Annotated in this window: 19 protein-coding genes; 10 read left to right on the forward strand and 9 right to left on the reverse strand. The window is 61.6% G+C overall.

Annotation, left to right across the window (positions count from 1 at the left end):
- The first annotated feature begins 80 nt into the window (after positions 1 to 80).
- Positions 81 to 878, forward strand: a complete 798-nt coding sequence (locus BUA36_RS17035) for an inositol monophosphatase family protein (RefSeq protein WP_072786782.1) — start codon at positions 81 to 83, stop codon at positions 876 to 878.
- 5 nt (positions 879 to 883) lie between these two features.
- Here the strand turns inward: BUA36_RS17035 and BUA36_RS17040 are convergent, their stop codons facing one another.
- From BUA36_RS17040 to BUA36_RS17050, 3 genes are all read right to left on the reverse strand, one after another.
- A complete protein-coding gene (locus BUA36_RS17040; RefSeq protein WP_072786436.1) occupies positions 884 to 1,201 on the reverse strand; it encodes a KGG domain-containing protein in 318 nt (105 codons plus the stop codon).
- Between the two features lie 51 nt (positions 1,202 to 1,252).
- Positions 1,253 to 1,444, reverse strand: a complete 192-nt coding sequence (locus BUA36_RS17045; RefSeq protein ID WP_072786438.1) for a hypothetical protein — start codon at positions 1,442 to 1,444, stop codon at positions 1,253 to 1,255.
- Between the two features lie 62 nt (positions 1,445 to 1,506).
- Positions 1,507 to 2,526 carry an NADP-dependent oxidoreductase gene (locus BUA36_RS17050; protein ID WP_072786439.1) on the reverse strand — a complete coding sequence of 340 codons (1,020 nt, stop codon included), beginning with the start codon at positions 2,524 to 2,526 and terminating at the stop codon, positions 1,507 to 1,509.
- Positions 2,527 to 2,649: 123 nt separating this feature from the next.
- Here BUA36_RS17050 and purU point away from each other — a divergent pair, with 123 nt between their 5' ends.
- The 6 genes from purU to BUA36_RS17080 are packed head-to-tail and all read left to right on the forward strand — an operon-like array spanning position 2,650 to position 5,807.
- On the forward strand, positions 2,650 to 3,519 hold the full coding sequence (gene purU / locus BUA36_RS17055; RefSeq protein ID WP_072786440.1) for a formyltetrahydrofolate deformylase: 870 nt from the start codon (positions 2,650 to 2,652) through the stop codon (positions 3,517 to 3,519).
- Between the two features lie 12 nt (positions 3,520 to 3,531).
- Positions 3,532 to 4,074 carry a YaeQ family protein gene (locus tag BUA36_RS17060; RefSeq protein ID WP_072786442.1) on the forward strand — a complete coding sequence of 181 codons (543 nt, stop codon included), beginning with the start codon at positions 3,532 to 3,534 and terminating at the stop codon, positions 4,072 to 4,074.
- Positions 4,075 to 4,088: 14 nt separating this feature from the next.
- A complete protein-coding gene (locus tag BUA36_RS17065; protein ID WP_072786444.1) occupies positions 4,089 to 4,526 on the forward strand; it encodes a copper chaperone PCu(A)C in 438 nt (145 codons plus the stop codon).
- A 10-nt stretch (positions 4,527 to 4,536) separates the two neighbouring features.
- Complete coding sequence (locus tag BUA36_RS17070; RefSeq protein ID WP_072786446.1) at positions 4,537 to 5,016, forward strand: YcnI family copper-binding membrane protein; 480 nt, start codon at positions 4,537 to 4,539, stop codon at positions 5,014 to 5,016.
- 58 nt (positions 5,017 to 5,074) lie between these two features.
- Positions 5,075 to 5,293, forward strand: a complete 219-nt coding sequence (locus tag BUA36_RS31630) for an Rpn family recombination-promoting nuclease/putative transposase (protein WP_072786448.1) — start codon at positions 5,075 to 5,077, stop codon at positions 5,291 to 5,293.
- Between the two features lie 13 nt (positions 5,294 to 5,306).
- Positions 5,307 to 5,807 (forward strand): hypothetical protein, encoded by a 501-nt coding sequence (locus tag BUA36_RS17080; protein WP_139260618.1) that lies wholly within the window; start codon positions 5,307 to 5,309, stop codon positions 5,805 to 5,807.
- Positions 5,808 to 5,813: 6 nt separating this feature from the next.
- Here BUA36_RS17080 and BUA36_RS17085 read toward each other — a convergent pair whose 3' ends face one another.
- Positions 5,814 to 7,259 (reverse strand): NAD-dependent succinate-semialdehyde dehydrogenase, encoded by a 1,446-nt coding sequence (locus BUA36_RS17085; RefSeq protein ID WP_072786452.1) that lies wholly within the window; start codon positions 7,257 to 7,259, stop codon positions 5,814 to 5,816.
- A gap of 275 nt (positions 7,260 to 7,534) precedes the next feature.
- On the opposite strand from BUA36_RS17085, the gene BUA36_RS17090 reads away from it, so the two are divergent.
- Entirely contained in the window at positions 7,535 to 8,026 is a 492-nt protein-coding gene (locus BUA36_RS17090; protein ID WP_072786454.1) for a P-loop nucleotide/nucleoside kinase family protein, read from the forward strand.
- 13 nt (positions 8,027 to 8,039) lie between these two features.
- Here BUA36_RS17090 and BUA36_RS17095 read toward each other — a convergent pair whose 3' ends face one another.
- Positions 8,040 to 8,813 carry a head GIN domain-containing protein gene (locus BUA36_RS17095; protein WP_072786456.1) on the reverse strand — a complete coding sequence of 258 codons (774 nt, stop codon included), beginning with the start codon at positions 8,811 to 8,813 and terminating at the stop codon, positions 8,040 to 8,042.
- Positions 8,814 to 8,956: 143 nt separating this feature from the next.
- On the opposite strand from BUA36_RS17095, the gene BUA36_RS17100 reads away from it, so the two are divergent.
- The gene (locus BUA36_RS17100) at positions 8,957 to 9,601 is read left to right on the forward strand and encodes a class I SAM-dependent rRNA methyltransferase (protein WP_072786783.1); all 645 of its coding nucleotides are present in this window, start codon (positions 8,957 to 8,959) and stop codon (positions 9,599 to 9,601) included.
- Positions 9,602 to 9,666: 65 nt separating this feature from the next.
- Entirely contained in the window at positions 9,667 to 10,782 is a 1,116-nt protein-coding gene (locus BUA36_RS17105; protein ID WP_072786458.1) for a type IV pilus twitching motility protein PilT, read from the forward strand.
- Position 10,783: 1 nt separating this feature from the next.
- Here BUA36_RS17105 and BUA36_RS17110 read toward each other — a convergent pair whose 3' ends face one another.
- From BUA36_RS17110 to BUA36_RS17125, 4 genes are read right to left on the reverse strand one after another with little or no spacing between them, the layout of a single operon-like run.
- Positions 10,784 to 12,058: a c-type cytochrome gene (locus BUA36_RS17110; RefSeq protein ID WP_072786459.1), complete on the reverse strand. Its 1,275-nt coding sequence runs from the start codon at positions 12,056 to 12,058 to the stop codon at positions 10,784 to 10,786.
- Positions 12,055 to 12,771: a c-type cytochrome gene (locus tag BUA36_RS17115; RefSeq protein WP_072786460.1), complete on the reverse strand. Its 717-nt coding sequence runs from the start codon at positions 12,769 to 12,771 to the stop codon at positions 12,055 to 12,057. The genes BUA36_RS17110 and BUA36_RS17115 overlap by 4 nt, the downstream gene beginning before the upstream one ends.
- Positions 12,772 to 12,808: 37 nt before the next feature.
- Positions 12,809 to 13,474 (reverse strand): 3'-5' exonuclease, encoded by a 666-nt coding sequence (locus BUA36_RS17120; protein ID WP_139260619.1) that lies wholly within the window; start codon positions 13,472 to 13,474, stop codon positions 12,809 to 12,811.
- A gap of 1 nt (position 13,475) precedes the next feature.
- A complete protein-coding gene (locus BUA36_RS17125) occupies positions 13,476 to 13,955 on the reverse strand; it encodes a ProQ/FINO family protein (RefSeq protein WP_072786462.1) in 480 nt (159 codons plus the stop codon).
- Positions 13,956 to 14,112: the final 157 nt, after the last annotated feature.

Below are 14,112 nucleotides of genomic sequence, written 5' to 3' on the forward strand. Positions count from 1 at the left end.
TATCAGTTGTCCTTTTTCAGTTAGCTGCGTTTCCATTCTACAGGCAATCTATGGCTTTCATTGATCGCAAGGAAAAAACCATGACTGCAATCGACACCGAGGGGGTGCTGGAGCTGATGCGCGACGTTGGCGCCGGCCTGTGCGAGACCTTCTGGCAGAGTGAGCCCGTGGTGGAGGTGGATGAGATGTGGGCCGCGTTCCACCGCGTTGACGGCGCCGCCAGCGATCTGCTGCGCCAGGCGCTGGCCGCGCGCTATCCGGACATCGCCTGGGCTGACGGTGAACTCAGCGAAGCCCATGCCAAGAGCGGCGAGTACTGGATCTGCGACGCCATCGATGGCGCGGTGCAGTTCCTACGTACGATTCCCAACTGGTGCATGTCGCTGACGCTGATGCGTGAAGGCGTGGCGGTGTTCACCGCCATCTACGACGCCATGCATGACGAGATGTTCCACGCGCTGTGGGGCCATGGCGCCTTCTACAACGGCAAGGCCATCCGCGTCAGCAAGCGCCAGGACCATTACATGGGCATCGTCGCCAGCAGCCAGCCGCCGTTTGCCACGCGCCATGGCAGCGCGATGCAGAAGGCGGGCGAATCGCTGAGCGCCATGCTGCGCGACGTGGCGGCAGCGCGCAATCTGGGACCGACCTCGCTGCAACTGGCCTACGTGGCCTGCGGCCGGCTGGATGCGTTCTGGCAATACGGTGAAGATGGCTACAATTGTATCGGCGGTTCGTTGCTGATCCGCGAGGCGGGTGGCGTGACCACCCAGGCCGATGGCCAGCCGTATCATCTGACCTCGGCCAGCATCGCCGCGGCGCCGCCCGGCGTGCATGCTTCCATGCTGCAGCGCTTGCAAGGCGTGGCGGCGGCATAAGGCGCCTATGGCGGGTTGCCGCCTTTGGCTGACTGTTCGGAACTGGCGGCGTTTTCCCGTGCCGCATTGGCACGGGCGGCGGACTGGCGGCTCTCGCCACCTTTGCGGCCGATGGCGGCCATGTGTTCGCGGTCGCGGCTGACCGCTTCGCCCCCTTTTTGACCCGCTCGGCGTGCTTCTTCCGAATCGAATTCGTGCGCCGTGCCTTTCTGGTGGGCGGCCTGTCCGCCTTTGCTGGCGATGGCGCGCTGTGTGGCTTCATCCATGGCGGCAAAGCCGCGCTTGGACGTGCCCTTGGGTTTGTCGTTTGCTGTGTTGACCATATAAACCTCCGTTAAGATAAACAGGAACAGCCGGTGCGCTGTTCTGTATGTTTAGAGGTATGGATGGGACGGAAGTTCCATGCGCAGCATGGAAGAAGGCCATTGCGGCAGCTGGCGGTACAGCTCGAGATTGAGTTTGTTCATCGCCCACAGGGCTTCCAGCGCGCGGACGCCAACGTCGGTGTAGAAGTCGAGTACGACGTCGATGTGGGATTTGAGCAGTGGCGGGAAGAGTGGAAACATGATGAGCCCTCGGCTGGTTGGCGATATCTGTGAGACCGCCGAGGGCGATAAAAAGTTCCGCGCTAGACCGGTGCGACCTGCAGCACCAGCTTGCCGAAGTTCTTCCCTTCAAACAGCATGTTGAGCGCTTGCGGGAATTGCTCCAGGCCTTGCACCACGTCTTCCTTGCTTTTGACTTTACCTTCCTTCATCCACTGGCCCAGCTGGGCCACGCCCAGGTGGTAGCGGTCGGCGTAGTCGAAGACGACAATGCCTTCCATGCGCGCGCGGTTGACCAGCAGCGACAGGTAGTTGGACGGGCCTTTCACCGGTGTGGTGTTGTTGTACTGCGAGATGGCGCCGCAGATGACGATGCGCGCCTTCAGGTTGATGCGGGTGAGCACCAGGTCGAGGATCTCGCCGCCGACGTTGTCAAAATAAACGTCCACGCCTTGCGGGCAATGCTGCTTGAGGCCGTCCTTGACCGAGTCGTTCTTGTAGTCGATGCAGGCGTCAAAGCCCAGCTGGTTGACGACGAAATCGCATTTGTCCTTGCCGCCGGCGATGCCGACCACGCGGCAGCCCAGTTGCCTGGCGACCTGGCCCACGGTCTGGCCGACGGCACCAGCCGCGCCGGACACCACCACGGTCTCGCCGGCCTTGGGCTGGCCCGATTCGAGCAGGCCGAAGTAGGCGGTCATGCCGGGCATGCCCAGCGTATTCAGATAGGTGGTCAGTGGCGCCAGCTTGGGATCGATTTTGTAGAAGGCGCCGCTCTTGTCATCGGCTGCGCCGGTCCAGTAGCGCTGCACGCCGGTGCCGCCGGACACGTGGTCGCCCACGGCAAACTTGGCCGACTGCGATTCCACCACGACGCCGACGCCGCCAGCGCGCATCACTTCGCCAATCGCGACCGGGCGGATATAGGATTTGCCTTCGTTCATCCAGCCGCGCATGGCCGGATCAAGCGACAGGTACAGCACTTTGATGCGGATTTCGCCATCGGCCAGTTCGCGCAGCGGCTCGTCCACCTGTTGCCAGTCGCTGTCCTTGACCATGCCGACCGGACGGGCGGCCAGGCGGAATTGCAGATTTGTCTCCATGGATATTCTCCTTATGTGGGGTTCGAATGACTATATCTCAAATTGCACGATCGTGCTATTTTTGTCTGAAAAGGCAAGGCGTGCGACAATAGATCTCTTTTGTCCAACTTCCTTACGGCAGTCATGAGCAATCCCGAATACATTTTGACACTCTCTTGCCTGGATCAGCGCGGAATCGTTCATCGCGTGTCGGGTTTCCTGGCGGAGCACGGCTGCAACATCATCGACTCGGCGCAGTTTGGCGATAGCGAGTCCCGGCTGTTCTTCATGCGTGTGCATTTCGCGCGCGAAGACCACAACGTCAACGATGATCTGCTGCGTGCCGACTTCGGCCTGCTGGCGGCCGAGATGAAGCTGGACTGGGAGATGCGCGACGCGCACTACAAGCCGCGCGTGATGCTGATGGTGTCGAAGATCGGCCACTGCCTGAACGACCTGCTGTTCCGCTACAAGAGCGGCCTGCTGCCGGTGGAAATTCCGGCGATTGTGTCCAACCACATGGACTTCTACCAGCTGGCGGCCAGCTACAACATCCCGTTCCACCACCTGCCGCTGGCGACCGGCGCGCCGCAGGAAGCCAAGCTGGCGCAGGAAGCCAGGATCATCGAACTGATGGATACCCACAAGATCGACCTGGTGGTGCTGGCGCGCTACATGCAGATCCTGTCGCCTGGCCTGTGCACGGCGCTCAAGGGCAAGGCGATCAATATTCACCACTCCTTCCTGCCCAGCTTCAAGGGCGCCAAGCCGTACGCGCAGGCGCATCACCGCGGCGTCAAGCTGATTGGCGCCACTGCGCACTTTGTCACCGGCGACCTCGATGAAGGTCCGATCATCGAGCAGGACGTGGAACGCGTCGATCACTCGATGGATGCCGACACCTTGTCCGCGATTGGCCGCGACGTCGAGTGCGTGGTACTGGCGCGCGCCGTGAAGTGGTTCGTTGAACACCGCATTTTGCAAAACGGCGATAAAACCGTCGTATTTAAGTAAGAGAAATTTTAGATGGCCCTCAAAGCAACAATTTATAAAGCAGAACTGTCGATTGCGGACATGGACCGCAATTACTACGAAACCCACCAGCTGACGATGGCCCGCCATCCGTCCGAAACCGACGAGCGCATGATGGTGCGCCTGGTCGCGTTTGCGATTCACGCCAATGACGCACTGACCTTTACCAAGGGCCTGTTCGACGTCGAGGAGCCGGATCTGTGGCACAAGGACCTGACCGGTGCCATCGAGCTATCTATTGAAGTCGGGCAGCCCGACGAGAAGGTGATCCTGAAAGCCTGCGGCCGCTCGGAGCATGTCTACGTCTACAGCTATTCGGCCACCAGCCATATCTGGTGGAAGGGCCTGGCCAACAAGGTGGAGCGTTGCAAGAACCTGACCGTGGTCGATCTGCCTGCCGACGCTACCGAACAGCTGGGCAAGATGGCGCAGCGCACCATGCAGCTGCAGTGCACGATCCAGGACGGCCAGATCTGGCTGACCGATGGCACCACCACGGTGGAAATCGCGCGCAAAGTTCTGAAGTCCGAACGCTGATCTATAATGGCAGGATGAAAAATCTCCTGCTCTCCCTGATGCTGGCGACGGCCAGCGCTGCTGCTTACGCCCAGGTGGATGTCAGTGGTGCGTGGATACGCGCCACGGTGCCCTCGGCCAAATCGAGCGGCTTGTTCATGCAGATCAAGTCCACGCGCGAGGCGCAGCTGGTGGAAGTGCGCTCGCCGGTTGCGGGCACGGTCGAAATCCATCAGATGCAGATGGATGGGCAGACCATGCGCATGCATGCCGTGCCGTTTGTCGCGCTGCCTGCCGGGCAGACCGTCAATATGGTCTCGGGCGGCTATCACGTGATGCTGATGGATCTGAAGCGCCAGTTGAAAGAGGGCGAGACGGTGCCGGTCACGCTGCTCATCCGCAAGCAGAGCAAGGGCACCGAAACGATGTCGCTCGATGTCACGGTCAAACCGCTGACCTATAGCGGTCACTAAGGAGGCTGCGATGAACAAGATCTTGCTGGCGCTGCTGGGCTTTACTGCCGTTGCAGCCCACGCTCACGTCACGCTGGGCGAGACTAGCGGTTATGCCGGCACGTATCAGAAGCTGTCATTCCGCGTTGGCCATGGTTGCGATGGCAAGGCCACGACCGGCCTGACGGTCACGCTGCCCGAAGGCGCCACGCACGCCAAGCCCATGCCCAAGGCTGGCTGGAAAATAGACATCGTCAGCAGCGGTGCGCTCAACGAAATCACATGGAAGGGCGGTGCGCTGCCGGACGCGTATTTCGATGAATTTGTATTGCAGGCCAAGTTGCCTGCGGAGCCCGGCAAACTGTACTTCCGCATCGTGCAGCAGTGCGGCAAGGTCAGCGTGGCGTGGGATGAAATCGCTGGCGAAGGCATGAGCAAAGGCGTGAAAGCGCCCGCGCCGGTGCTGGAAGTCCTGCCTGCACCGGTGGGTACGCAGGTTCATGTGCACTAAGCACGCGCACTGATTACTTCACGACGCTCCCACCTTTCGTGACCCGCTGGACAAGTGGATGGCGTTGCGAATGCAGGTATATATAGGCTTGCTGTATCAGGATCTGGTAGCCCAGCACAAGCTGAGCAAGCATGGAAAATTACCGCCAGTGTTGCCCATTGTGTTGTATCACGGCCGGCAACCATGGAACGCTGCCACCGAATTGACGGAGTTGATGCTGCCACCCCCCGCAGGGACTGGAGAGTTACCAGGCGCGCCAACACTACCTGCTGATTGATCAGCACCACGGCGTGCACGGCAATATCGTTGGATTGCTATTTCGTTTGCTGCAAGCCCGTAGCCAACTTGAGCTGGATGCTGCGGTACTGGCATTGACACAATGGTTGCGGCAACCTGATCTGCACCAGGTCACCGTCACTCTGAGACGATGGCTACAGTTCACCTTGCAAGACGATTTTGATGACACTAAGATGGATCAGGAGGAGGGCGAAACGATGCGATCCGGAAGAAATTTCAAATTGGCCGATGTGTTTACCGACGAGTTCTTTGACAGGCTCTTTCAGCCGCTCGAAGAAGCCAAGCAGGAAGGCGTGCAAGAAGGGCTGAAGCAAGGTGCGCAACAAGGTGAGCGGCAGGCCTTGCAGGGTGTGCTCAGTGATTTGATTGAGGCAGGCGATACACCGGCTGACGCAGCGAACAGAATTGCGGAGGCGGATAGCGATCAGCTCCGCCTCTGGATCAAATCCCTCGCACGTGGCACCAGCCCCCGGCAGTTGTTTGCCGAGGGCTGATCCTGCTTAAACGCCCAGCAGCGAGACCGACTTGGTATTCAGGTAGGCTTCCAGCGCTTCCGGACCACCTTCCGAACCGTAGCCCGAATCCTTGATGCCGCCGAATGGCATTTCCGCACTTGGCGTCGCTGGCTGGTTCAGCCACAGCATGCCCACTTCCACATTGTGCATCAGCTGATGCGCATTCTTGATCGAACGCGTGAACGCATAACCCGCCAGGCCGAATGGCAAACGGTTTGCTTCCGCGATCGCCTCATCCAGCACATCAAAGCCGCGGATTGCAGCGACCGGGCCAAACGGCTCATCATTGAACACGCTCGCATTCAACGGAACATCAGCCAGAATGGTTGGCGCAAAGAAGTTGCCGTCGGTGCCGATGCGCTCGCCACCGGTTGCCACCTTGGCGCCTTTGGCGCGCGCATCTTCCACAAACTGGCGCATGGCCGCCACGCGGCGTGGATTGGCCAATGGCCCCAGCGTCGTACCTTCCACCAGGCCGTTGCCCAGTTGCAGACGCTCTGCATGCGCCACCATCGCGCGCGTGAATTCTTCCTTGATGCTGTTGTGCACCAGGAAGCGGGTCGGCGAGATGCACACCTGGCCGGCATTGCGGAACTTGGCGCCGCCAGTCGCTTCCACGGCCAGCGCTACGTCGGCATCTTCCGCCACGATCACGGGCGCATGGCCGCCCAGCTCCATGGTCACGCGCTTCATGTGCAGGCCTGCCAGTGCCGCCAGCTGCTTGCCGACCGGCGTCGAACCGGTAAACGTCACTTTGCGGATCACGGGATGCGGGATCAGGTAATTGGAAATTTCAGCCGGATCACCGAACACCAGGCCAACCACACCGGCCGGTACGCCAGCATCCACGAAGCACTGGAACAGCGCGGCCGGCGACGCCGGCGTTTCTTCCGGCGCCTTGCACAGGAAGGAGCAGCCGGTGGTCAGCGCGGCAGCCAGCTTGCGGACCACCTGATTGATCGGGAAGTTCCATGGCGTGAATGCGGCCACCGGGCCAACCGGCTCTTTGAGCACCAGCTGCTGGGCTGCCGGATTACGCGATGGTACGATGCGGCCATACACGCGCATGCCTTCGGCTGCAAACCAGTCGATGATGTCGGCGCCAGCCAAGGCTTCAGCTTTTGCCTGGGCCAGCGGTTTGCCCTGTTCCTGGGTCAGCAGCACGGCGATGTCGCCGGCGCGCTCGCGCAGCAGGCTGGCGGCGCGGCGCAGGATGGCGGTGCGGTCGAACGCCGGCACCTTGCGCCAGGCTTCAAAACCGCGCTGTGCTGCAGCCAGCGCGCGGTCCAGGTCAGCCGTGCTCGCATGCGCCACCGTACCGATGGCCTTGCCCGTGGCTGGATTCAGTACCGGAATGGTTTTGCCACCGGTGGCGTCGCTCCATTCATTGCCGATCAGGAGGCGGACGTCTGGGTAGGAAATAGTAGTCATTGTGGATTCTCCAGTCATATCAATCGTGGTGCGGCGGCCCACAGGTCGCACGAGCAAACCGCTACTTTGCCAGAAATTTGCCCGCTCTGTATTGCCCCGGCGATTTTTGTATGTAATGCTTAGGGCATGATGACTAAAAATTACTTCCGAAAGCTCACGATTATTACCGCCATTTTCCAGATAACGGCGTAGCTTCCTGCTTCGGAAGAAACCCGCCTTGAAGGCGGGTTCTGGTTGATGGGGCTCACCTTCAGGCTTTTTTAAAGGAGAGTTTCATGACCACAGCCCATTCCCCGGTATTGCATCTTGTGTGCGGCAAAATCGCAGCCGGCAAATCCACCCTGACCAGCAGTCTGGCCCAGGCACCCAATACGGTGCTGCTCAGCGAGGACAAATTGCTCTCGGCCCTGTATCCGGAAGAGATCCTGTCGGTGGCCGATTACGTCCGCTGCTCAGCCAGGCTGCGCAGCGCGATCCAGGCGCTGGTGGTGGATATCCTGGCTGCGGGCAGTTCGGTGGTGCTGGACTTTCCCGCCAATACGGTTGCCACCCGTGCCTGGATGAAAACACTGCTTGAGCACACAGCTGCCGCCCATTGCCTGCATTACCTGGACGTGAGCGACGACGAGTGCAAGCGGCGGCTGCGGCTGCGTAATAAGGAGGGCGGTCATCAATTCAATGCGAGTGAGGCTGAATTCGATCAGATCACCCGCTTCTTCGTGCCGCCCGCAGAGGAGGAAGGCTTCAACGTGGTCAAAGCCGGGTAATGCTTACTGCGGCTTACTGCGGCGAGCCGCCCAGGCGTTTGATGGTGCCCGATCCCATGATGCTCTTGCTGATTTGCGGATCGCCGTAGTAGTTGATGTCGCCTGAACCGGCCACGCTCAGGTTCAGCGATTTTTGTGCCCAGACGGTGGCCTGGCCGGAGCCGCCGATGCTGACCACTGCATCGCGCGCCTGCAACTGGCCGACCTGGACCCGGCCCGAGCCGCCGATCGATACCTGCAGGCGCTCGGTGGTGCCGCTGGCTTTCAGGCTGCCGCTGCCGCCCAGCGCAATCGCTACCGATTCGCTTTCCATCTGGCCGATGTTGATGGCGCCGGAACCGCCGACGTCAATCGTCAGCTTTTCGCCGCGCAGCTTGTCGGCGGTGACGGTGCCCGAGCCGCCGATCGACAGCTTGTCGAGGTTGCGTGCGGTGACCACGATTTTCATGGTGCGGGTGTCGAGCTTCAAATTGTTCTTGGCCGTGCGGATGCGCAGCGTGCCGTTTTCGACCACGGTTTCAATCGCTTGCTGGATGTTGTCGTCGGTTTCGATGCTCAAGCCTTCGGTGCTGCCCAGGCGGATTTCGACGTCGCCGCTCACGCCAACCGACAGCGCGTTGAAGTGGCTCACTTCGCGGTTCTGCTTGATGATCTTGCCGCTGCCCTGGATGCGTTCGCCACCGGTCAGCCAGCTCATCGGGCCGGCTTGGGCGGTGAGGATGGGGGCGGCGGCGGCCAGGACGCCAGCAGACAGGAACAGGGCGGAAACGATGCGGCGGATGGTCATGATGCTCTCCTGGTTAGTGATCTTGAGTCTGCATCCTACGGATTCCATCGCCCAGCCGACAGCGCACTGCGACAGACTGCACGCTGGGTGGCGCAGAATGCGCTCCGCCGGGAATAGTCGGCGCATGAGGTATCATGCTGCCTATGCTTACTATTACCATTAAACAGGGCAAGGAAAAACGCCTGCTGGCCGGCGATATCCTGATCTACGCCACCGCCATCGAGCGTGTCGACGGACGCCCGCAAGAAAAGAACAAACTGGGCGCCACTGCCATTGTGCAGACTTCGTCGCACCAGTTCCTGGCCCGCGCGGCCTGGAATCCCAAATCCGACGTGCGCGCGCGCGTCTGGAGCTATAAGGAAGACGAGCCGGTCGACCACGCCATGATGAAACGCCGCGTGCGCGCTGCTATCGCCAAGCGCGCGGCTGCGGTGCGTGCTGCTGCGCCGACCGACCTGGTGCCGGTGATCCGTGGCGACGAAGACGGCCTGCCAGGCTTGCTGGTCGATAGCTGGGGCGGGACGGCCGGTTATCTGATCTGCCAGTTCCAGTCGGCCGGCGTCGATGCATGGAAAGTGCCGATCGTGCAAGCCTTGCTGGCCGATACCGGTTGCCCCAACGTGTTTGAGCGTTGTGACGAACTGGTGCGTAAATCGGAAGGTCTGCCGGTGTTTTATCGCCCGCTGGCCGGTGAAGAACCGCCCGATCACGTGCTGGTCACGGAAAAGGGCAGCCGCTTCAGTATGGATTTGCGCACAGGCTTCAAATATCCCAAAGTGCGCAGCTGAAAAAGTTTCGACGTTGCAAGTTTTTCTCTTATAATCTTCCGGACCCACCGGAGATCTGAACAGAGATGGAACACTACCAGTCGTCGCAAATCCGCACCCTGAGCTATATCGAGAACGAAGACCATCCGGTCTTCGGCACCCTCGTCGAGCAGATCCTGCACCTGCTGAATTCCAAGCTGATTTTCAGCGACATCCTCATCCATCAAAACAGTCCGTTGATGCTGCGCCAGCCGAAAGGGCTGGTGGCCGTCACCGATTCGCCGATCACGCGCGAAGAGCTGCAAGAGTTCTTTGAAGTGGTCGAGCCGAATTGGGCCGAGCGCATCCAGGACCGCGCCTTTGACCGCGCGGTCGACCTGCATACCGCCCGCATCCGCGCCAACTGCTTCAGCTTCCAGGGCCGCAAGCGCCTCGGCTGCGTGATCCGCCGCTTCCCCAAGGAGCCGATGCAGCTCGGCAAACTGGGGCTGGGCGTGCACGAACAGAATTTCGCCAAGCTCACCAGCGGCCTGGTGTTGATTATTGGCGACACCTGCCAGGGCAAGTCGACCACGATTGCGTCGATGCTGGACGAGATCAACAAGCACCGCTCCGGCCACATCATTACGATTGAAGATCCGGTGGAGACGCTGATCCCGCAGCGCCAGTGCGTGATCACCCAGCGCGAAGTGGGCTTTGACGGCGACGTCGAGAGTTTCTACCTGGGCGCACTGGATGCGCTGCGCGAACGTCCGGATGTCATCTGCATCGGCGAGATCCGCGATGCGCAGACGGCGCAGGAAGCGCTGGCGCTGGCGGAAGCCGGCCCGCTGGTGCTGGCTTCGCTGCATGCGCGTTCCACCGAGCTGGGCCTGCAAAAGATGCTGCGCCTGCTGGGCAACACCGAACCACAGGCGCAGGCCCTGGCGCACGCGCTGCGTGGCGTGCTGTGCCAGGCGCTGCTGCCGGCCGTGAAAGGCGAGCGCTACTATCTCGCCACCGAGTGCCTGACCAACAATCCGGAGGTGACCGAGATGATCGCCAACGGCCAGATCTCCAATCTGCGCATCTGGATGGAAGACAAGCCGGGCGAGGGCTGCCACACCATGAACACCTCGCTGCGCGCGCTGCTGGACGAAGGCAAGATCGCCATCAACGACGCGCGCAACGCCACCACCGACCGCATCGGCTTCGTCGCTTAGGCTAATCCAGCGGAATCGCGCGATAGCGGTTCACATCGTTGCCATTGACGGGCGGTGCATTATTGCCCCATTCGCTGCGCAGGTAGGACACCACCTGCGCCACTTCCGTATCGCTCAGCAAGTGGCCGAACGGCGGCATGCTGTACGGCCGCGGATTGCCGGCGGTGCCCGGTGCAAAGCCGCCATTGAGCACGATGCGGATCGGATTGACGGCACTTTCCATGGTCAGCGCGCGGTTGCCCGCGAGCGGTGGATACGCGGCCGGCTGGCCTGCGCCACTGGCGCCGTGGCAGTCCACGCAATGCTTCTCATATAGCTTCGCGCCTGCTTGCAGGAAGGCTACCGCTTCCGGCGCACCATCGCGTTCAAACGCTGGCGCAGCGCCATCGGCAGGCAGCGCTTTCAGATACACGGCAATGGCGTTGATGTCGCTGTCGTTCAGATGCTGCAGGCTTTCTTTCACCACTTCCGCCATCGGACCAAACACGGTGGCGCGCGGCGACACGCCGGTTTTCAGCAGCGCGGTGATGTGCTCCTGCTGCCAGTCGCCACGTGCATTCAGCGATGGCGCATACCAGCCCAGTGCTGGAATCAGGCCGCCCGACAGGCCTTCGCCGGCGGAGCCGCCCAGCGGATTGCGTGCGCTATGGCAGGCGCTGCAATGGCCCAGTCCTTGCACCAGATAGGCGCCGCGGTTCCAGTCTACGGACTGACCCGTCTCCGGGCGGAATACCTCCGGCTTGAAATACAGCGCGCGCCACGCCGCCAGCGAGACTTGCAGCTTGTACGGAAAGCGCAGCTGATGCGGCTGGTTCGCCTGTGTGACGGCCGGTACGGTTTGCAGGTAGGCGTACAACGCGTCAGCGTCGTCGCGCGTCACGCGGGTGTAGTTGGTGTAAGGGAAGGCAGGGTAGAGCAGCCGCCCATCCCGGGACTTGCCGTTGTGCAGGGCGTGCCAGAAGTCGTCTGCGCTCCAGGCGCCGATGCCGGTGGCGCGGTCGGCGGTGATGTTGGGCGAGATGACGTTGCCGAATGGCGTCTGCAAGGCGCGTCCGCCGGCGTAAGCGGCGCCACCGCGCGTGGTGTGGCAGGCCATGCAGTCGCCTGCCTTGGCCAGGTAGGCGCCACGGGCGATGCGGTCGGCCGGCGACAGCGCGGCGGTAGCGGCCGATGGTGGCGTGCTGTCGCTGGACCAGAATTGCTGGGCCAGCAGGCCGGCTGCCGCGGCCACGGCGGCCAGCGCAATGCCGATAACGGTATAAACGATTTTCCTCATTGCGCCCCTCCTTGCGCCGCAGCGGGCGAGGCGGGGAAGCTGCCGCAGGCCAAAGGCAGGGGTTGCGGGATGCTGGCGGCGGGGCGCGCGGCGGTGTCGGGCGTCTGCTTGCTGAGCCAGGCGGACAGGGCGGCAACATCAGCCTCGCTGAGCCGCGCGGCAATCTCGCCCATGCAGTCCGGCGCGGCTGCGCGGCGCGTCTTGCTCTTCCAGTTGCCGAACTGGGCGTTGATGTAGTCGCTGGGCAGGCCGAGCAGGCCAGGGATCGACGGTTCAACGCCGGTCAGTGCCGTGCCGTGGCAGGCCACGCAGGCCGGGATTTTTTTGCCGGCATCACCTTGACGGACTAACGCTTCGCCGCGCGCGAGCTGGGCGGCGCTGGCGTTGGCGCCGCTGCCCGCCACGGCGGGCGGATAGGGCGGATGCTGGGCCGCAAAGTAATCGGCAATCTCGCGCAGATAAGCGTCGGGCAGGTGGCCAACCATATAGGTCATCATCGGATAGTGCCGATGGCCGTTCTGGAAATTGCGCAGCTGGTTGTACAGATAACCGGCCGGCTTGCCGGCGATGCGCGGGAAATAAGCGTCGCTGCGCTCCTTGACGCTGTGGCAGGACAGACAGGCAGCGATGCGCTGTTCCAGTGTGTCCGGCGCCGCCATCGGGGCGGCGGCCAGTGCGGCGGCGGTGATACTCAACGCGGAAAGAATCGGCATACCACTCCTCGTGCAAGCGGCCATGCCGGCCGCATGACTAGGATATACCGGTTTTGGCTGGCTTCGGCAGTTTCACCGCTTTTATTGGCGGCAATTTATTGCCCAGACTTATCCAGTGGCGATACACGCGCAGCGCCACCTGCGCGTCATCCGCCGCATACAGGATCTGTTTTTCGTTCAGGCGCGGCATGGCCCAGTTGGTGGTCGAGATCTTCTTGGATTTTTGCAGCTTGAGGCCAAAGAATTTGGCGACTGCCGTTTTGGCGCCCAGGTCATTGCGCTGGCCGGGTGTGCGCAGCGTTACCGACAGGTCCACCACGCCAGCGGCGCGGATGTTGAGCTTGGCGTGCAGGCGCTTGACGTCGTCCGACAGGCCAAAGCCGATCTTCAACGGCGCCGGGCTTTCCAGGATGGCTTGCAGCACGGACAGCGTGTGTGCGTCAGTACTGGCGCCGATCTGGAACAGATACGCCTTGGCATCGGTGGAGAACTGGATCAGGTGGGGACCGGTGGAGGTTTCGCCGCGCGTAAAGGTCGGCTTGGATTCCGTATCAAAGCCGATCGCATCGCCAGCGAGCAAAGCGTCGCGTGCGGCGACGGCCTGTTCCGGGGTGACCACCAGGTGGACATCACGAATGCTGATGCCGGTGTAGGGCGGCAGATCCTGTTCTGCCGCCGCATCCTGCGTGGACGTGCGGTCCAACTCAGCCCTTTTTGGAGAACTTTGCTGCCAGCTGGTTCAGCTTGTCCACGCGCACGCGGGCGGCTTCTTCCGCCGCCTTGGCTTCGCGTTCGGCTTTTTTGCGGTCCGCTTCCTTCTTGTAGCGTTCTTGCAGTACCTGGGTGGCGTGGGCGCGGTGGGTGTCAGTGACTTCGGCGCCTGGTTTGCCGTCGAGGTCATAACGGGCCTTGGCTTTTTCCATGACTTTCAGGTAGCGCAGCGAGCCGGTGTGGATGCCCAGTGCGGTCCGCATGGTTTTGCGGTCCAGGTCAGGCAGGACGGCCAGCAGCTGTTTGTCGATACCGATCGACAGCGGCAGGAAATCGCGGAATGCCGGGAATTGGGTTTGCAATTGCTTCAGCAAGCTGCGCGGGGATGGTGCAGCAGGCGCTGGAGCGGACGCAGCGGTCACTGGTTCGGCAACCGGTGGCTGTGGGGTAAGACTAGTGTTCATCGACTTCATAGGTTAAGCAACAGCCGTCAGCATATCATGTGGACCACGGTAATGCAGTGTATTTTAGGCTACTGTGTCAATTCGCTCATGCTTAGAATACGCTTAGGATGGCACGCGGGTGTGCTTTTGTGGTCCGAAACGTGTATAATAGCCGACGCACTAATGC

The sequence above is a fragment of the Duganella sacchari genome (assembly GCF_900143065.1).
Lineage (GTDB): Bacteria > Pseudomonadota > Gammaproteobacteria > Burkholderiales > Burkholderiaceae_D > Rugamonas > Rugamonas sacchari.